Raw genomic sequence first — 19269 nt, 5'->3', positions numbered from 1 at the left:
GGGAACATCCGCCCCCGCATACCTTCCGATTTGCAGGCCGTCACGCACTCCTTCTGCTCAGGAGGGCCTGGGGGGAGGGAAGGTCATGACGCGACGGTCGGCCGACTCAATCGCGTTCAACGTCCTGGAGTTGCTGGCCAGCGAGGCGCCCGCCGCCCAGCTGGCGGAGCTGGTCGAGCAGGCCCGGAAGAGTTGCGAGTCGCCCCGTGAACGGGAGGCGCTGGGCCGGATCGAACAGCTCGGCCTCTCCATACGCACACAGTCACAGCGCCGCCGCCGGCGCGAGGCCGGGCTGGCCGCGCTCGCCGACACCGCCCGCGACCTGGCGCTTCCGTACGACCTGGACGGCCTGCTGGCGGTGATCACACGCCGGGCCCGGCTGCTGCTGGGCGCCGACGTGGCCTGCCTGACCACCACCGACGAGGAGCACGGACAGGTCAGGATCCGCACCACCGACGGCCCGACCGGGGCGCTCGCGGTCGGCCTGCCCCTGCCCGACGGCTTCGGCCTGGGCGCCGGTGTCCTGGCCGACCCGGCGCCCTTCTGGACCCCGGACTACCTGCTCGACGAGCGGATCCGGCACAGCCCCGCGATCGACGAGACGATCCGCGCCGAGGGCCTGCACGCCGTGATGGCCGTCCCGCTCGGCCACCGCGCCCACCCGTTCGGTGTGCTGTACGTCGCCGAACGCACGGTCCGCCGCTTCACCGCCGACGAGATCTCCCTCATGGCCGCGCTCGGCGACCTCGCCGGGGTGGCGGTCGAGAAGGCCCGGCTGCTGGAGGAGGCCGCCCGCCCGGCCCCCGTCCCGGAACCGGACCGCACCGCCGGCGAACTCGCCGCGGTGCACCGCGCCCTGGTCGACCTCGCGCTCTCGGGCGGCGACCCGCACGCCCTGGTCCGGGACGCCGGGCGCCGTCTGGACCTCGGCCTGCGGGTGTACGCCACCGACGGCACGGTGGTCGCCTCGTTCGGCGACCTGCCCGAGCTGGACGAGCCCACCGTGGTCGCCGCCGCACTGGACACCCACGCCGCCGGCCGGCCGGTCCGGCTCGCCGGTCCGCTCTGGGCCGCCCCGGTCTGCGCCGGCTCGACCGACCTGGGCACCCTGCTCGCCCGGCCGGCCGACGGACGGGCCGACCTGGCCGCGGAGTCCTGCCAGGGCCTGGCGCAGGCGGTGGCGGTCGCACTGCTGCTGGAGAGCGGCCGGGCGGCCGGGCACACCGGCCCGGCCGGCCAGGTCCGGGACGAGCTCCTCGACGAGCTGCTGGCCAGCCCGCAGCGACCGCCGCAGCAGCTCGCGCTGCGCGCGCGCCGCCTGGGCATCGACCTCTCCACCGCGCACGTCCTGGTGGTCGCCCGGCCCGAGGGCGAGGCCCAGGGCAAGGCCGCCACCTGGGCCAACCTGTACGCCCACCGGATGAGCGGGCTGAAACGCGTCCACAACGGCCGGGCCGTCCTGCTGCTGCCGGGCAGCGACCCGGGGACGGCCGCCCGCGCCGTCTCCGACGAGCTGACCCCGCTGCTCGGCATCCCGGTGACGGTCAGCGCGGCCGGTCCGGTCTCCGATCCGACCTCGGTGTTCCACGGCTACCAGGAGGCGCTGCGCTGCCTGGACGCGATGACCTCGCTCGGCGCAGTCGGCCGCGCCGCCTCTGTGCGTGAACTCGGCTTCGTGGGCGTACTGTTGGCAGACAACCATGACATCGAGGGATTCATCGAGTCCGCCGTCGGGCCGGTCCTCGACTACGACCGGCAGCGGCTCACCGAGCTGACCCGCACGCTCCAGGCGTACTTCGAGACCGGCAACAGCCCGACCCACGCCGCGCAGCAGCTGCACGTCCACCCCAACACGGTGGCCCGGCGGCTGGACCGGATCGGCGAACTGCTCGGCCCGGACTGGCAGAAACCCGAGCGGGCCTTCGAGATCCAGCTGGCGCTCAAGCTCTGCCGGGTGCGTCGCGTCCTGCTGGACCGCGCGGCCCGCAAGGACCGCCCCGGACCGCCGTCCTGACGCTCCGCGCGCACGGACGGCCCCGACACCGTCCACCCGGGGCTCCGTCACGCCCGCCGGTCGTCCCCCCGGGCCAGCACCGCCACCGCGTGGGCCGCCGAGGCCAGGGTGATGTGCCGGTGCCATCCGCTGAACGACCGCCCCGCGAAGTCCCGCACCCCGACCCGGTCGGCGGTCCGGGCGAAGTCCCGGCCCACCCGGTCGGTCAGCCGGGCCAGCCGGACCAGCGCCGCGGTCGGCAGGTCCACCAGATCGGTGAGCCAGAGCTCGGCCGGCCAGCGCCGCCCGGCCGCGCCCACCCCGAGCAGCAGCAGTTCCCCGCCGCCCCGACGGTCCCGCCCGCCCGACCGGGCACCGCGCCCGGGCAGCCGGACCGGGACCGTGGCCACCAGACCGTTGCGCAGCCCGCCGGCCGGACCCGACCAGACCACCGGCCGGCGCAGCTCCCGGGCCGCCGACATCAACCGGTGGGCGGGGCCCGGGCCGGCCGGGAGGCCGGTCAGCACCGGCCCCACCGGCAGCAGCGGGAACGAGCCGCCGACCCGGACCAGCATCGGCAGCCGCTCGGCCCGCAGCCGGCGCACCATCCGCATCCCGTCCGCGTCCCGGGCGTCCGCCACCACCGGGCGGACGGGCAGGCCCCAGCGGGCCGGCAGGCCGATCACCGCCTCCAGCGCGCAGTCGCCGAGGGTCTCCGCGTCCACCTCGTCCGGGATCAGCGCCTGGCTGCGCCGCGGCTCGTTGTCCAGCCAGGCCTGCGGCAGGTGCAGGCGCCAGTTGAGCGGGCCGCTGAAGCTGTCCGAGGCGGCCCATACCCCCACCGCCTGCTGGGCGTTGAGGACCTGGCCGAGCGCCGGGATGAACCGGCGGTCCACGCCCACCGAGTGGTCACCGGCCTTCGGGATCACCATCGGCCGCAGCACGTACGCCTGCGGCGGGGCGATCCGGGCCAGGTGCTGGGCCAGCGCCTGACGGACCGGTCCCCAGTCCCAGGTGGAGCTGGTGATGAAGTGGTGCAGGCTCTGTTCGGCGGCCTGGCCGCCGACGACGGTGGCGATGTTCCGGATCGACTTGCGTCCGCGCGCGCCGAGCAGGCCGCGGAGGTACTGGGCGCCCTTCTGCCGCTGGTCGCTGCGGGGCAGGGAGGCGAACAGCACGGCGCACAGCTCCCGGAGCAGGACGTCGTGCGAGGCGTCGAGGCCCGGCAGCTCCCGCACCGCCGGAACGCCGTGGGCCGCGGTACTGCGGGCCGGTACCCCCTGTACCGGAACGCCGTGGGCCGGAAGGCCGTGCAGTGGAACACCGTGCAGTGGAACGCTGTGCAGTGGAACGCTGTGGGCTGGGGCGCCCACGGCGCCCAGGGCGAGACCGCTCATTGATCCCCCTCGAATGCGCGGATGGCTGCGCCGTCCTCACGCTAGGCGCCGCGCTCCCTCCCGCTAAGGTGCGCTGCCCACCCGTCCGGCGCTCTCGGTGGTGGCCCGGCCACCGGGGTCCGTCCCACCGGTGCGGCGGGAGCGGAATCCGGCGCGCCGGACCGGCACCGGCCGGGTGCGCCCGCGAGGGCGCCCCCCCGGCCGGACGGGGTCAGGCGGTGAAGTCCGACGCGTGGTCCCGGGCCCAGTCGGCGAAGGTCCGGGCGGGTCGGCCGGTGAGCTTCTCCACCGTGTCGGACAGCTCGGTGGGGACGCCGTCGGAGCCGGCCCAGTAGCCGACGACCGCGTCCATCACCCAGACCGGCACGATCGGGGAGAGCGCCTCGCGCGCCTCGGCGTCGGTCAGCTCCTCGAACTCCAGCGGCCGGCCGAGCACCTCGGCGAGGGTCGCCAGCTGCTCCCGCTGGGTGACCGACGCCGGACCGCTGAGGAAGTGGGCCTGGTTCTCGTGGCCGGGCTGGGTCAGCGCGACCACGGCGACCGCGGCGATGTCCTTCTCGTGGATCGCGTCGCTGTGCGACTCGGGGTACGGGAAGCGGATCCGCCCCTCGGCCCGGATCGACTCCGGCCACCCCCACATCAGGATGTTGGTGGCGAAGTTGTGCGGCCGCAGGAAGGTGTGGGGGATGCCCGAGGCGACCACGGCCGCCTCGACCGTCCGGTGCATCTCGACGATCGGCCGCTGCACCGGGAAGGCGTCCACCACGGTCTGCGAGGAGAGCACCACGACGTGCCGGACGCCGGCCTCCTTCGCCGCCGCGAGGAAGCCCTCGGTGCCCTGCGGCACCGCGTAGAGGAAGACCTTCTCGACGCCGGCCAGCGCCGGTCCGTAGGTCTCCGGGTCGGTCAGGTCGAGCACGGCGGTCTCGGCCGTGGTGGTCGACGCCAGCTTCTCCGGGGTCCGGGCACCGGCCCGGACGTCGGCGCCGGCGGCCAGCAGCTGCGCCAGCACCTCGGCGCCGACCTGGCCGGTCGCCCCGGTGACGAGGATCTTGCCCATGGGAACGGCTCGCTTTCTTGACGGACTGACGGACTGACGGTCTGACGAACGGACGGTCTGACGGGTCGACGGACGGGCGACGGGCGGCCTGTCAGTCGTTCCGGACGGCGGGTCGGTCGCGGCGCGGGGAGGAGAAGCGCCGGGTGATCGGGGCCTCGACCAGCCGGTACAGCACCCAGGAGACCAGGACGGTCGCCGCGATGGCGAAGAGGAGCAGGCCGACACCCTCCACGGTGGAGTACATCCGGGTGCCGAGCAGGTCGCGCAGCTCGGTCAGCACGATGAAGTGCAGCAGGTAGAAGGCGAAGGAGATCTCCCCCAGCCAGGTCATCGCCCGGTTGCGGAAGATCGTGAACCGCCCCTCGTTGTCGGCGATCGCGGCGGCCGCGATGAGCAGCGCGATCGGGACGACCAGGACGGCCCGCTGCGCGTACAGGTAGGGCACGTAGTGGGTGGCGACGTAGCCGGCCACCAGCAGCAGGCCGGACCAGACCATCCCGATGTTGCGCCAGCGACCGCTGCGCACCGCGTGGGCGACCAGCATGCCGAGCGCGAAGTCCAGCATCCGCACCGGCGGCAGCACGTAGCTGAACCAGTACTGCGAGACCGAGCCCTCGTACCCGCCGGGGACACCCGGGGTGTCGGGCAGCAGCAGGTAGGCGACGGCGGGGGTGGCGACGACGGCGGCGACCGCGCCGGTGATCCAGAACACCAGCCGCTCGGGGCGGATGGCCCGGAACACCCGGTGCAGGAAGGGGAACGAGAGGTAGAAGAACGCCTCGGCGCCCAGCGACCAGCTCGGCGGGTCGACGCTGAAGTAGGTGTTGAAGTCGGGTATCCAGACCTGGAGCATCAACAGGTTGACGATCGCGGTCCGGGCCGGGGTGTAGGTGCTCGCGAACAGCACCATGGCCAGCGCCCAGGCGACCACGTAGTTCGGGACGATCTTGACCAGTCTTCGCCGCCAGAACCCGGTGACCGTGTCGTCGGCGCGGGCCGACCAGGTGAGCACGAAGCCGCTGAGCACGAAGAAGAACGCGACGCCGAGACCGCCCGCCTGGTCGGCGATGTCGACGAAGCGGAACTCGGTGCCGTCGTCGGCGAAGAGCCGCAGGGTGGGGATGGGCAGGGCCGCGTGGTACGCGAAGACCGCAAGGGCGGCGGGGAAGCGCAGGCCGGTCAGCGACGGCAGACGGCTGGTGAAGGGGCGCTGCGACTGCTGTCCGCTCCCGCCGTCCGGTGTCGGTCCCGGCTGGGCGAGGAGTCGGTCGGTGGCCATGGTTCCGTCCTTGAGGGTGTCGAGCCTGTGGAGCGGACCGATGGCGCCGGTCCGACCCGAGACCCAAGTAAACTACTCGGTGCAGATGAGAGATTGCACCGATCGGTGTAGCATCTATGTCAGGTCGGGGGACACTCCGGTCCGCTCCGCCTTTCCTTCCGAGCCAGAGGAGTTGACGAACGATGCCGCGATCCGCCGCAGCCCGGCCGTCCCTCCCGGAGGATCGGCCCCATGTACGCAGCGTTCATCACCCAGCACGGACCGGCCACGGACATCCGCTACGGCGAGGTGCCCCGGCCGGTCCCCGGGCCCACCGATGTCCTGGTCGACGTGGCCGCGGTCTCGGTCAACCCGGTCGACACCTTCGTCCGCTCGGGGCTCTTCCGCACCCCGCTACCCTTCCCCTTCGTGATCGGGCGGGACCTCGTGGGCACCGTCGCGGAGGCGGGCCCGGGAGCCCCCGGCTTCGCCCCCGGTGACCGGGTCTGGTCCAACAGCCTCGGGCACGGCGGCCGGCAGGGCCCGACGGCCGAACAGGCCGTCGTCCCCGCCGACCGGCTCTACCACCTGCCCCCGGGCGTGGACGGGCCCGGCGCCGTCGCCGTGGTCCACCCGGCCGCCACCGCCCACCTCGCGCTGTTCGCCCACGGCGGGCTCCGGGCCGGCGAAACCGTCCTGGTGGCCGGTGGGGGCGGCAACGTGGGCGGCGCCCTGGTCGTCCTGGCCGCCGAGGCCGGCGCCCGGGTGGTCGCCACCGCGAGCGCGGCCGACGCCGACCACTGCCGGGACCTCGGCGCCACCGAGGTCCTCGACTACCGCGCACCCGACCTGACCGACCGGATCCGCGCCGCCTGCCCGGGCGGCGTCGACGTCCACCTCGACACCTCCGGCACCAACGACCTCGCCACCGCCGTCGACCTGCTCGCCCCGCGCGGCCGGATCGTGCTGCTCGCCGGCGCCCGCTCACGCCCCGAACTGCCCGCCGGACAGCTGTACATGAAGGACGGCTCGATCCGCGGGTTCGTCATCTCGCACGCCCGCACCGACGAGCTCGCCGAAGCCGCCGGCACCGTCAACCGCCTGCTCGCCGCCGGTCGGCTGCGAGCGCGCGCCCTGGAGAACCTCCCGCTCGACGCCGCCGCCGAGACCCACCGGCGGCTGGAGAAGGGCGGGCTGAACGGCCGCCGGGTCGTCCTGCGACCCGACCTGTGACGCCCCGCCCACGACAGCCCCGACCACAGCCCCGACCACAGTCCTGTCCACAGCCGCACCCAAGACAGCTCCCCGGCACGGTCCGTGACGCCCCGTCCGCCGAGCCCCCGTCCCCGAAAGGCCGCCCCCCCATGCCCCCGTCCGCCGGCGCCGACCAGGCGTCCGGGCCGCGTCATTCGGGTCTCCTCCTGGCCCTGCTGGCGTTCGCCCAGTTGATCGTCTCGGTCGACTACAACATCGTCTACGTGGCGCTCCCCGAGATCGGCAACGGCCTCGGCTTCTCCGCCCAGAACCTCCAGTGGGTGGTCAGCGCCTACGCGGTCGCCTTCGGCGGCTTCCTGCTCTTCGGCGGCCGCGCCTCCGACCTGTTCGGACGCCGCCGGATGTTCGTCCTCGGGCTGCTGCTGTACGCCGGCTCCTCGCTGATCGGCGGACTGGCCACGACCCAGGGGCTGCTGATCGCGGCCCGCGCCCTCCAGGGGCTCGGCGGCGCCTTCCTCTTCCCCGCCACCCTCGCCCTGGTGGTCACCAGCTTCGCCGAGGGCCGCGAACGCAACCGGGCGCTCTCGGTCTGGGCCGCGGCCGGCGCCAGCGGCATGATCATCGGCTCGCTGGCCGGCGGCGTGCTGACCTCCGCCTTCGGCTGGGAGGCGGTCTTCTACGTCAACGTGCCGCTCGCCGGCGGCGCCGCCCTGCTCGCCCCCCGGCTGATCCGCGCCGACGGGCCCCGCGAGCAGGGCCGCTCCTTCGACCTGCCCGGCGCGCTGACCGCCACCACCGGCGCCACCCTGGTCGTCTTCACCCTCGTCCAGGCACCCGCCTCCGGCTGGACCTCGCCGCTGGTGCTGACCACCGCCGTCCTGGGCCTCGCCCTGGTCGCCGCGTTCCTGGCGATCGAGGCCCGCACCACCGACCCGCTGATGCCGCTGCGGCTCTTCCGCAACCGCAACCTCTCCACCGGCGTGGTCACGACCTTCCTCTTCATGGCCTCCTTCGGCACCCTGCTGTACTTCCTGACCGTCTACTTCCAGACCGTGCACGAGTACAGCGCGCTGCGGACCGGCGTGGCCTTCCTGATCCCGATGGCCTGCGGCTTCCTCGGCTCCATGCTGGGCGGCCGGCTCGCCACCCGGTTCGGCGCCCGCACCACCCTGGTCGCGTCCTTCGTCCTCGGCGCGCTCGGCACCACCGTGATGGCGTTCGCGATGGAACCGGACGGCTCCTACGTCTCGCTGCTGCCCGGTCTGGTCGTGCTCAGCCTGTGCCAGGGCGTCATCTTCACCACGATGTTCTCCGCCTCCGCGACCGGGGTGCACCCCTACGAGCAGGGCATCGCCTCCGGCATCGTCTCCACCGGCCAGCAGGTCGGCAGCGCGGTCGGACTGGGCGTCCTGGTCGCGATCGCCAACGCCGGCACCTCCGGGCTGACCGGCGAGGCGTTCCGCACCGCCACCACGGACGGTCTGCGCACCGCCGTGCTGGTCGCCACCGGAGGGATCGTCGCCCTGATCCTGGTCGCACTCGGCTTCGAACGCGCCCCGCGGGCGGCGGCCGTCAAGGAGACCCCGGCCGAGAGCCTGGCCTGACCCCGCCCGCCCGCACCCGTACCTCCCGCCCACCCACCTGTCCCACTCGTACTCCGAGGAGAACCGCCACCATGCCCATCGTCTCCACTCCCAGCGCCCGCGTCTCCTACGAGGTGGACGGCTCCGGCCCGGGTCTGGTCTTCGTGCACGGCACCGGCTTCGGCGCCGCGGGCACCTTCGGCCACCTCGCCGGCGACTTCACCGGCTCCCGCACCGTGGTCCTGCCGGACTACGCCGGCTGCGGCGACACCGAGGACGACGGCGGCGAGCTGACCGTCGAGCTGCTCGCCGAGCAGATCATCGGCGTGATCGAGGAGGCCGGCAACGGCCCGGTCGACCTGGTCGGCTTCTCGCTCGGCTCCGTGGTCGCCGCCGCCGTCGCCGCCACCCGGCCCGACCTGGTCCGCAGCCTGGTGCTGACGGCCGGCTGGACCCGCCCGGACGACGCGTACCTGCGCAACCACATGACCACCTGGCTCGGCACCAGGGCCGACACCGACGCCTTCGGCCGGTTCGGCACGCTGACCGCGTTCAGCCGCGACCACCTCAACAGCCTCGACCACGGCGTCGTCGAGGGCATCATCAAGGGCAACCAGCCCACCGACGGCGCGCTGCGCCACATCGACCTCAACCTCCGGGCCGACATCCGCGAGCTGCTGCCCCGGATCACCGCCCGCACGCTGGTGATCGGCTGCGCCAAGGACGCCACCGTCCCGGTCGAGCTGACCCGCGAGCTGGCCGAGGCGATCCCCGGCAGCACCTACGCCGAGATCGAGAGCGGCCACGTGGTGGTCTACGAGAAGCCGGCCGAGTGGGTCCGGCTGGTCAGCGACTTCATCGCGCAGGACTGACCCGCGCCGCCCGGCGCACCGCACCGCCCGTCGCACCGTGGGGCCCGTCCGAGCAGTCCGGACGGGCCCCACGGCCGTCCCCGGAACCGTCCTCGGAGCCGTCCCAGGAGCCCTCCCCGGCCCCGTGCCCTGTTCCGCTTCCGGGCCGTCGTTGGCAGCGGACCGCCGTCCCCTGTGACACTGGAGTCGCTCGAAAACCGAGGTGCGCTCCACCGCATCTCCTTGCGAACCTAGAGGGATGCCCGCCGTGAGTTCTCCCGCAGTCCAGCCCGCCGACGCCCCCACCGAGGACCAGGGGCCCGGGATCGGCGAGCTGGCCGCGCGCCTGCCCGAGCTGACCCTGCGCGACCAGGTGCGCATCGGCCGCCGGCTGGAGGGTGCCCGCAAGGTCCGCAAGCCCGAGGCCCGCCGGCAGATCGCCACCGAGATCGCCGGCGACATCGAGCGCGCCGAGCTGCTGGTCGAGCGCCGCCGTGCCGCCGTCCCCGCGATCGACTATCCCGCCGAGCTGCCGGTCAGCCAGAAGAAGGACGAGATCCTCGAAGCCCTCCGCGACCACCAGGTGGTGATCGTGGCGGGTGAGACCGGCTCCGGCAAGACCACCCAGATCCCGAAGATCTGCCTGGAGCTGGGCCGCGGCGTACGCGGCCTGATCGGCCACACCCAGCCCCGCCGGATCGCCGCCCGCACGGTGGCCGAGCGGGTCGCGGAGGAGATGCGGACCCCGCTGGGCGAGGCCGTCGGCTGGAAGGTCCGGTTCACCGACCAGGTCGGCCCGGACACGCTGGTCAAGCTGATGACCGACGGCATCCTGCTCGCGGAGATCCAGACCGACCGCGAGCTGCGCCAGTACGACACCCTGATCATCGACGAGGCCCACGAGCGCAGCCTCAACATCGACTTCCTGCTCGGGTACCTCAAGCAGCTGCTCCCCCGCCGCCCCGACCTCAAGGTGGTCATCACCTCGGCGACGATCGACCCGGAGCGCTTCGCCCGGCACTTCGGCGAGGCCCCGATCGTCGAGGTCTCCGGCCGCACCTACCCGGTCGAGGTCCGCTACCAGCCGGTCACCGACGAGTCCGACCCGGACGGCGACGGCGACGAGGTGGACCGCGACCGCGACCAGATCCAGGCGATCTGCGAGGCGGCCCGGGAGCTGCAGGCGGAGGGTCCGGGCGACATCCTGGTCTTCCTCTCCGGCGAGCGCGAGATCCGGGACACCGCCGACGCGCTCGACAAGCTCAAACTGAGGTCCACCGAGATCCTGCCGCTCTACGCCCGGCTGAGCTCCGCCGAGCAGCACAAGGTCTTCCAGCGCTCCGGCTCCCGCCGGATCGTCCTGGCCACCAACGTCGCCGAGACCAGCCTCACCGTCCCCGGCATCAAGTACGTGATCGACCCGGGCACCGCCCGGATCTCCCGCTACAGCCACCGCACCAAGGTCCAGCGCCTCCCGATCGAGGCGATCAGCCAGGCCAGCGCCAACCAGCGCAAGGGCCGCTGCGGCCGCACCTCGGACGGCATCTGCATCCGGCTCTACTCGGAGGAGGACTTCCTCTCCCGCCCCGAGTTCACCGACCCCGAGATCCTGCGCACCAACCTGGCCTCGGTCATCCTCCAGATGACCGCCGCCGGCCTCGGCGACATCGCCGCCTTCCCGTTCCTGGACCCGCCGGACTCCCGCAACATCAAGGACGGCGTCAGCCTCCTGCACGAGCTGGGCGCGCTCGACCCGGAGGAGAAGGACGTCCGCAAGCGGCTCACCCCGCTCGGCCGCAAGCTGGCCCAGCTCCCGGTGGACCCGCGGATGGCGCGGATGGTCCTGGAGGCCGACCGCAACGGCTGCGTCCGGGACGTCATGGTCATCGCCGCCGCGCTCTCCATCCAGGACCCGCGCGAGCGTCCCGCCGAGAAGCGCCAGGCCGCCGACGAACGGCACCGCCGGTTCAACTCGGAGACCTCCGACTTCCTCGCCTTCCTCGCCATGTGGCGGTACGTGCGCGAGCAGCAGCGGGAGCTGTCCTCCTCGGCCTTCCGCCGGATGTGCAAGGCCGAGTTCCTCAACTACCTGCGGATACGGGAGTGGCAGGACATCTACTCCCAGCTGCGCACGGTCGCCAAGCAGCTCGGCGTCACCATCGAGGAGCCGCACGACGACGCCGAGCCGGACGCCGACCGGATCCACCAGTCGCTGCTGGCCGGCCTGCTCTCCCACATCGGCCTGTACGACGTGGAGAAGCGCGAGTACGGCGGCGCCCGCGGCGCCCGGTTCGCGGTCTTCCCCGGCTCCGGCCTGTTCAAGAAGCCCCCGCGCTGGGTGATGTCCGCCGAGCTGGTGGAGACCTCCCGGCTCTGGGCCCGGATCAACGCCAAGATCGAGCCGGAGTGGGTGGAGCCGCTGGCCGCCCACCTGGTGAAGCGCAACTACAGCGAGCCGCACTGGGAGAAGAAGTCCGGCGCGGTGCTGGCGTACGAGCGGGTCACCCTCTACGGGGTCCCGGTGGTCGCCCAGCGGAAGGTCAACTACGGCCGGATCGACCCGGAGCTCTGCCGCGAGCTGTTCATCCGCAACGCGCTCGTCGAGGGCGACTGGGAGACCCACCACCGGTTCTTCGCGGAGAACCGGAAGCTGCTCAGCGAGGTCGAGGAGCTGGAGAACCGGGCCCGTCGCCGGGACATCATGGTCGACGACCAGACCCTGTTCGACTTCTACGACAGCCGGCTGCCGGACGGGATCGTCTCCACCCGGCACTTCGACTCCTGGTGGAAGCAGACCCGGCACGAGCAGCCGGACCTGCTCAACTTCGAGAAGTCGATGCTGATCAACGACGCCGCGGACGGCGTCACCGAGGACGACTACCCGGACTACTGGCAGCAGGGCAAGCTCCGCTTCAAGCTGACCTACCAGTTCGAACCGGGCAGCGACGCGGACGGCGTGACCGTCCACATCCCGCTGCCGGTGCTGAACCAGGTCACCGCCGAGGGCTTCGACTGGCAGATCCCGGGCCTGCGCGAGGAGCTGGTCACCGCCTGGATCAAGTCCCTGCCCAAGGCGGTCCGCCGCAACTTCGTGCCCGCCCCGGACTTCGCCAAGGCGGCGCTGCGCGAGCTGAGGGAACGGCAGGAGCCCCTGCTGCCGACCCTGGAGCACGTGCTCAAGCGGATGACGGCGATCACGGTCCCGCCGGAGGCCTGGGACGAGGAGCGCGTCCCGGAGCACCTCAAGGTGACCTTCCGGGTGGTGGACGGCCGCAAGAAGCTCGCCGAGTCCAAGGACCTGGAGGAGCTGCGGCTGAGCCTCAAGCCGAAGCTGAAGGAGACCCTCTCCTCGGCGGCCTCCGGGCAGGGCATCGAGCAGTCCGGGCTGACCGCCTGGCCGTCCGCCCTGCCGGTGCTCCAGCGCACCTTCGAGCAGCGCTCCCGGGGCCATTCGCTGCGCGCCTACCCGGCGCTGGTGGACGAGGGCGACACGGTCGGCATCAAGCTGTTCGACACCCCGCAGGCGCAGGCGCAGGCGATGTGGGCGGGCACCCGGCGGCTCCTGGCGCTGACCACCACCTCGCCGGCCAAGTCGATCCAGGGCCGGCTGGGCAACCAGGCCAAGCTCGCGCTGTCCTACAACCCGCACGGCTCGATCCCGGCCCTCTTCGAGGACGTGGTGGCCTGCGCGACCGACCGGCTGATGGCCCGGGCCGGCGGACCGGCCTGGGACGAGGCGGCGTTCGGCTCGCTGCACGACAAGGTCCGGGCCGACCTGTACGACCTGTCGGCGGACACCACCCTGAAGTCGGCCACCGCGCTGATCGCCTTCCACAAGGCGTCGAACCGGCTGAAGTCGGTGAGCAGTCCGGTGCTGCTGGGCGCGGTGAACGACATCCGGCTGCACCTGGCCTCGCTGGTGCACCCGGGCTTCGTGACCGCGACCGGCTGGCAGCGGCTGCCGGACCTCAAGCGGTACCTGCTGGCGGTGGACCGCCGGCTGGAGGCGCTGCCCAACCACCCCCAGCGGGACTCCCAGCAGCTGCTGAAGGTCCAGCAGGTGCAGCAGGCGTACGGGGAGCTGCTGGCGGCCGTACCGGCCGGGCAGCAGCCCTCCGAGGAGGTGCGGGCGATCCGCTGGATGATCGAGGAGCTGCGGGTCAGTTTCTTCGCCCAGTCGCTGGGCACGCCGTCACCGGTCTCCGAGAAGCGGATCATGAAGGCGATGGAGGCCGCCCGGGCGTCGCTCTGAGCCCGCCCCAGCTCAGCGGGCCGGGGTCCCCAGGAGCCAGTTCGACCTGGGGGCCCACCATGGGCTACAGTCTGTCTTGTTCGCAGCGCAGCAAGCGAGTGAACGAGATCAGAACACTCTGGTCCCGTGGAGCAGTTGGTTAGCTCGCCACCCTGTCAAGGTGGAGGTCGCGGGTTCAAGTCCCGTCGGGATCGCCGTAGTCGAGAGGCCCGGAACCGTTTGGTTCCGGGCCTCTCGTTTTTGTCTGACGCCCCATTACCCGGTCCAGGTCTAGACCACAAGTGACCGTGTGTGTGATGGTCGTCACCCACCCCCTCCGGGAACCGGCCGTTCGAACGCCTCTCCGGGAGGGCGCTAATTTAATATGTAAAATTGTACTGTCATTAACAGTAAATCCCCCCCACCCCATCCACCTCAAATCGTTATCCGGAGTTCAACATTCCGGGCGGTGGCGCCACCACGACAGACGTGTAGAAACAAAGAAAGGGACCGCTTACCGGACCCGGCGGAGTCCGGTAAGCGGCCCCTTTCGAAGAGCCTTGCGTCTTCGGCCCGTCAGGCCTCGGTGCGCTGAGCCGGAATACCGGCCAGCAGGGCGCGCACCTCCGCCTCGCGATAGCGGCGGTGACCGCCGAGCGTGCGAATGGACGTGAGCTTGCCGGCCTTGGCCCAGCGCGTCACGGTCTTCGGGTCCACGCGGAACATGGTGGCGACCTCTGCCGGCGTCAGCAGAGGTTCGGCATCAGGGGTACGAGCGGTCATGAGCGGCCTCCTCGGGAGAACCGAACCAGGGCGGTTCTATCCTTCAAATTCTGCACCTTGGCCCGCGATGCCCGAAATGGCATAGACGGGCCGAGTCGGTAATAGGACGAACGGCTTGTCCTGGTGTCTACAACTACACCATCCGTCCAGCCCTATCGACCAAACCGCCAAAATTGACCCCTCACGGGTTCAAGGCCGACGGATGGCGATGGACCACCCCATAACGGGCAGTCACGTAATAGTGACATTCGGTTACGAGGGGACCAGACCCCCCGTTTTCCCGCAAAGCGCGCATCGACTCCAGAACCACCCAAAAGTGGGCACGCTCACGTGAAGTTGGGCTGGTTGTCCCATTTTTGCACATAGGGGTTAGTTCGCGTCAACGGTGAGTAGTGTCACGTTCGACAGGTATTGACCCGAACCAGGACCTTGGTCATGCAGGACGGGCCGTAGGACTCTTACAGTCTTACAAGTACCACCGACACCCCGAGGGCCCTGCCGTGACGGCCCCTCAGCCGGACGGGCCCGCCTAGTTCGCGTACCGCAGCGCCAGCACCCGCCGCCAGCGCACCGTGAGCTCCTCGTACGCCCTCATGGCCTCCGCGGCCTCCCCGGCCCGCAGCGCCCGCAGCCCGTCCTCCAGCTCCCCCGCCGAACGGTCCGCCGACAGCCGCTCCGGCCCCAGCAGGTGCACCAGCCCCCCGTAGTCCAGTTCCACCAACGACCGCGGATGGAACTCCTCCAGCCACCGCCCCACCTGTTCCGCCCCCCGCACCAGTTCCCCCTCCGGCACCGCCTCGCGCAGCGCCCGGTACGCCCGGGCCACCCGCCGGCGCGCCTGCGCCATCGGCGTCAGGTAGAAGAGCGCCGCCGTGTCCCCCCGGATCCCCTCCCCGTCACGTTCCCCCGTTTCCCCCTCTCCCACTCCTGCGGGGACGAAGCACCGGTCCTCCTCCCCGAACGGCAGGAACCACCGCACCGGCACCTCCCACCGGCTGGTGAGGATCCACGGCCGGGCGTCCGGGTGCTCGGCCCGCCAGCGCTCCCGGTCCGCCTCCGCCGCCTCCCGGGTCGCCTGCGGCAGCGCGGTGTCCACCAGCGCCACCGGGGCCCCCGCCCGCAGCTCCTCCAGCGCCTGCCAGCTCCGCAGCCTGGTCGCCCACGGGCAGACGTACAGCACCCCGTCCACGGCGCGGACGAACGCCCGCTCGCTCTCCCGCTCCGGCAGCGCCCGCGGCGTCCGGCCGACCACCTCGGCCAGCGCCGAGCGCTGCTCGTCCAGGACCGCCGCCGCGACCGACCGGCCGGCCTCCGCCGCGTCCGGCCCGTGCTCCGCCGCGTAGGCCTGCCAGCGTGCCCGCTCGGGTTCCGGGTACGCGGCCAGCGGTTCGTAGACCCGCAGGTGCGCGGCGTAGGGCGGCAGCACGGAGGTGCGTACGACGGTCACGTCCTGCATGGTCCCACGCGGCCCCGCCGGCCGGGAGGGTGCGGTTCGCGGACGCACTCCCGCGTCGCCGCCGAACCGTCCCCGAACCGTTCGCGGACGGCCCCCGGGAGCGGCTCCGGAACGGCTCCGGGCCTGGTCCGGGCCGCGGGCGGGCCACGGGCGGGCCTGGTCCGGACCGCCCGCCGGTCGGACCGGCGGAGCCCCTCCCACCCGGCCCGTCTCACCCATCGGACAACCGGCCCGAGCTTCGCCAAGGGGGCGGATCGGCGGCTTTCCCGCGGCTACGCTTCGCCCTACGCGCCCGCACCACAGCAGCGGGCCTCGGAATTACTGGAGTCACCACAGTGACCGACGTACAGACCGCATCCGCCACGCACCCCGCACCCGGCGTGCTCAGCAGGATCTTCGGCACCTCCCAGGACGGCGCCAACGGCGACGGCCACGAGCAGGTCGTGCTCTGCCACGACCGCTCCTCCGGACTCAAGGCGATCATCGCCGTCCACTCCACCGCGCTGGGCCCCGCCCTCGGCGGCACCCGCTTCTTCCCGTACGCCTCCGAGGAGGCGGCGCTGGAGGACGCCCTCAACCTCTCGCGCGGCATGTCCTACAAGAACGCGCTGGCCGGGCTCGACCTCGGCGGCGGCAAGGCCGTCATCATCGGCGACCCGAACAAGGACAAGAACGAGGCGATGCTCCGCGCCTACGGCCGGTTCGTCGAGTCGCTGCGCGGCCGCTACATCACCGCCTGCGACGTCGGCACCTACGTCCAGGACATGGACGTCGTCGCGCGCGAGACCGGCTTCGTGACCGGCCGCTCGCCCGAGAACGGCGGCGCGGGCGACTCGTCCATCCTCACCGCGTTCGGCGTCTTCCAGGGCATGCGCGCCTCGGCCCAGGCCCGCTGGGGCCAGCCGACCCTGCGCGGCAAGCGCGTCGGCGTCGCGGGCGTCGGCAAGGTCGGCCACTACCTGGTCGGCCACCTGGTCGCGGACGGCGCCACCGTCGTCGTCACCGACGTCTCGGAGACCGCCGTCAACCGCGTGCGGGCGGCCCACCCGGAGGTGGAGGTCGTCGCCGACACCGCCGCGCTCCTCCAGGCCAAGCTGGACGTCTACGCCCCCTGCGCCCTCGGCGGCGCGCTCACCGACGACTCGGTGGCGGCGCTGGGCGAGTTCGGCACCGTCGTCGTCTGCGGCGCCGCGAACAACCAGCTGGCCCACCCGGGCGTCGAGAAGGACCTCGCCGACCGCGGCATCCTCTACGCCCCGGACTACCTCGTGAACTCCGGCGGCGTCATCCAGGTCGCCGACGAGATCGAGGGCTTCAACTTCGACCGCGCCAAGAACAAGGCGACGAAGATCTTCGACACCACCCTGGAGATCTTCACCCGGGCCGCCTCCGACGGCGTGCCGCCGGCCGTCGCCGCCGACCGCCTGGCCGAGAAGCGGATGCGCGAGATCAGCGCGCTGCGCTCGGTGCTGCTGCCGGCCGCCCGCCGGGGCTGATCCCGGGCCCCCGGCCGGACCGGGTCGACCCGCGGTGCGCGGGGGGCGTCCACTTCCGTCCCCCGCGCATCACAATGTGGAACCGGATTCTCACTTCTGCGCCCGATCGGGTGATCCAACGTCCCCCTTGGGGGGATAATCGATCCGGGAACAACGGACCCGAGACACCTCCGGACAGCGTGCAGAAAGCCGCAAAACCTCCCCTGACCTGGGACGACCCGGTCGCGGGTGCGGCCGGTGCGCGCCACGTCACACCGACGACGTACCGTCCAGCGGCAGAAACAGGTACCGTTAATGCTCCAAGGGACGGTTCTCCCCATTCGGGCAGGCCGCTCTTGATCATGAACACGTGTCAGACTCGGGGCCGTGAGCCCCATCGTTGAGGGGGTCGACCCATGGGGCGCGGCCGGGCCAAGGCCAAGCAGACGAAGGTCGCCCGCGAGCTGAAGTACAACAGCGGCGGGTTCGACGCCAATCGTCTCTCCAGCGAGCTGGGCGTATCGCCCTCCACCTCCCCGATCGAGCCGGAGCCGATCGAAGAGGACGAGGACGACGACCCCTACGCGGAGTACGCGGCTCGTTACGCCGATGACGGCGAGGACGACGACACCGAGTCGGGTACCGGGCCTTCGCAGGCCCGCCGGCGCGCGTAGTCTCCCAGTCTGACCAGACCGGCCTCGGTGCCCAGTGCACCGGGCCGGTTTTCGGCGTTCCCGCGTGCTCCCGGCGCACCCCGGGGCTCGTGGGGCACCCGCCCGGGCCTTCGCGTACCCCTGCGCACGGGCACCGGTACGCGAAGGGGCCCCGCCGGCGTGCCGCCCGGCGGGGCCCTTCGCCCGGTTCCGTGCTCAGCCCGCGGTGAAGCCCTCGTAGGCGTTGTAGAGCGCCGCGCCGCCGTCGTGCTCGTCGGTCCGCTCGACGATGTCGCCCAGCAGCCAGGACTCGACGCCGCGGTCCTCCAGGATCGACAGCACCACGTCCACCGAGTGCGGCGGGACGACCGCCACCATGCCGATGCCCATGTTGAGCGTCTTCTCGATCTCCAGGGTGGCCACCCCGCCGACCCGGGCGACGGCCTGGAACACCGGCAGCGGGGTCCAGGTGCCGCGGTCCAGGCGGGCGTGCAGGCCGTCCGGGACGACCCGGGCCAGGTTGGCCGCGAGACCGCCGCCGGTGACGTGCGAGAAGGCGTGGACCTCGGTGGCCCGGGTCAGCGCCAGGCAGTCCAGCGAGTAGATCCGGGTCGGCTCCAGCAGCTCCTCGCCGAGGGTCCGGCCGAACTCCTCGACCTTGCGGTCCAGCTTCCAGCCGGCCTCGTTCAGCAGCACGTGACGGACCAGCGAGTAGCCGTTGGAGTGCAGGCCCGAGGCGGCCATCGCGATCACCACGTCGCCGGCCCGGACGCGCTCGGCGCCCAGCAGCGCGTCCGCCTCGACCACGCCGGTGCCGGCGCCCGCGACGTCGTACTCGTCCGGCCCGAGCAGGCCCGGGTGCTCGGCGGTCTCGCCGCCGACCAGGGCGCAGCCGGCCAGGGCGCAGCCCTCCGCGATGCCCTTGACGATCGCCGCGACCCGCTCCGGGACGACCTTGCCGACGCAGATGTAGTCGGTCATGAAGAGCGGCTCGGCACCGCAGACCACCAGGTCGTCGACGACCATGCCGACCAGGTCGTGGCCGATCGTGTCGTGCTTGTCCATGGCGGCGGCGATCGCCACCTTGGTGCCCACGCCGTCGGTGGCCGAGGCCAGCAGCGGCCGCTCGTAGCGCTTGAAGGCGGACGCGTCGAAGAGCCCGGCGAAGCCGCCGATGCCGCCGACCACCTCGGGCCGGCTCGCCTTCTTCACCCACTGCTTCATGAGCTCGACGGCGCGGTCGCCCGCCTCGATGTCGACGCCGGCGGCGGCGTAGGTGGCGCCGTTCTGGTTCGTGGTCACTGCGGTGCGGCC

General features: G+C 72.4%; 13 protein-coding genes and 1 tRNA gene. 8 read left to right on the top strand and 6 right to left on the bottom strand.

Annotated features, from left to right (window positions below; translation table 11 throughout):
- Positions 1-85 precede the first annotated feature (85 nt).
- Positions 86-2014, top strand: coding sequence for a helix-turn-helix domain-containing protein (locus tag ACFWIC_RS09095; RefSeq protein ID WP_329949099.1), 1929 nt, complete (start codon positions 86-88; stop codon positions 2012-2014).
- A 47-nt stretch (positions 2015-2061) separates the two neighbouring features.
- Here the strand turns inward: ACFWIC_RS09095 and ACFWIC_RS09090 are convergent, their stop codons facing one another.
- From ACFWIC_RS09090 to ACFWIC_RS09080, 3 genes are all read right to left on the bottom strand, one after another.
- A complete protein-coding gene (locus ACFWIC_RS09090; RefSeq protein ID WP_329949098.1) occupies positions 2062-3231 on the bottom strand; it encodes a transposase in 1170 nt (389 codons plus the stop codon).
- Between the two features lie 370 nt (positions 3232-3601).
- On the bottom strand, positions 3602-4450 hold the full coding sequence (locus ACFWIC_RS09085; RefSeq protein ID WP_329884562.1) for an NAD(P)H-binding protein: 849 nt from the start codon (positions 4448-4450) through the stop codon (positions 3602-3604).
- 91 nt (positions 4451-4541) lie between these two features.
- Positions 4542-5729: an acyltransferase gene (locus ACFWIC_RS09080; protein ID WP_329949097.1), complete on the bottom strand. Its 1188-nt coding sequence runs from the start codon at positions 5727-5729 to the stop codon at positions 4542-4544.
- 231 nt (positions 5730-5960) lie between these two features.
- On the opposite strand from ACFWIC_RS09080, the gene ACFWIC_RS09075 reads away from it, so the two are divergent.
- The 5 genes from ACFWIC_RS09075 (at position 5961) to ACFWIC_RS09055 (ending at position 13803) form a co-directional block, all read left to right on the top strand.
- Positions 5961-6941, top strand: a complete 981-nt coding sequence (locus ACFWIC_RS09075) for an NADPH:quinone reductase (RefSeq protein WP_329949096.1) — start codon at positions 5961-5963, stop codon at positions 6939-6941.
- Between the two features lie 131 nt (positions 6942-7072).
- Complete coding sequence (locus ACFWIC_RS09070) at positions 7073-8527, top strand: MFS transporter (RefSeq protein ID WP_380517199.1); 1455 nt, start codon at positions 7073-7075, stop codon at positions 8525-8527.
- Between the two features lie 71 nt (positions 8528-8598).
- Positions 8599-9378, top strand: a complete 780-nt coding sequence (locus ACFWIC_RS09065; protein ID WP_329884568.1) for an alpha/beta hydrolase — start codon at positions 8599-8601, stop codon at positions 9376-9378.
- Positions 9379-9616: 238 nt separating this feature from the next.
- On the top strand, positions 9617-13609 hold the full coding sequence (hrpA, locus tag ACFWIC_RS09060) for an ATP-dependent RNA helicase HrpA (protein ID WP_380355312.1): 3993 nt from the start codon (positions 9617-9619) through the stop codon (positions 13607-13609).
- Positions 13610-13729: 120 nt separating this feature from the next.
- Positions 13730-13803 (top strand) — tRNA-Asp (locus ACFWIC_RS09055).
- Positions 13804-14164: 361 nt separating this feature from the next.
- On the opposite strand, the gene bldC is transcribed toward ACFWIC_RS09055, so the two are convergent.
- Together bldC and ACFWIC_RS09045 are read right to left on the bottom strand one after the other, a co-directional pair.
- Complete coding sequence (gene bldC, locus ACFWIC_RS09050) at positions 14165-14371, bottom strand: developmental transcriptional regulator BldC (RefSeq protein ID WP_014137253.1); 207 nt, start codon at positions 14369-14371, stop codon at positions 14165-14167.
- 529 nt (positions 14372-14900) lie between these two features.
- A complete protein-coding gene (locus tag ACFWIC_RS09045) occupies positions 14901-15827 on the bottom strand; it encodes a hypothetical protein (RefSeq protein ID WP_329949094.1) in 927 nt (308 codons plus the stop codon).
- Positions 15828-16162: 335 nt separating this feature from the next.
- Between ACFWIC_RS09045 and ACFWIC_RS09040 the strand changes: the two genes are divergently transcribed.
- Both ACFWIC_RS09040 and ACFWIC_RS09035 read left to right on the top strand, forming a co-directional pair.
- Complete coding sequence (locus ACFWIC_RS09040) at positions 16163-17323, top strand: Glu/Leu/Phe/Val dehydrogenase dimerization domain-containing protein (RefSeq protein WP_380355309.1); 1161 nt, start codon at positions 16163-16165, stop codon at positions 17321-17323.
- 395 nt (positions 17324-17718) lie between these two features.
- Positions 17719-17976, top strand: a complete 258-nt coding sequence (locus ACFWIC_RS09035; protein WP_327679361.1) for a DUF3073 domain-containing protein — start codon at positions 17719-17721, stop codon at positions 17974-17976.
- 195 nt (positions 17977-18171) lie between these two features.
- On the opposite strand, the gene purM is transcribed toward ACFWIC_RS09035, so the two are convergent.
- Positions 18172-19257 carry a phosphoribosylformylglycinamidine cyclo-ligase gene (purM, locus tag ACFWIC_RS09030; protein WP_380517194.1) on the bottom strand — a complete coding sequence of 362 codons (1086 nt, stop codon included), beginning with the start codon at positions 19255-19257 and terminating at the stop codon, positions 18172-18174.
- Between the last annotated feature and the right edge of the window lie 12 nt (positions 19258-19269).

The sequence above is a fragment of the Kitasatospora sp. NPDC127035 genome (assembly GCF_042726075.1).
Taxonomy (GTDB): domain Bacteria; phylum Actinomycetota; class Actinomycetes; order Streptomycetales; family Streptomycetaceae; genus Kitasatospora.
This window is presented reverse-complemented; position numbering and strand designations above follow the sequence as displayed.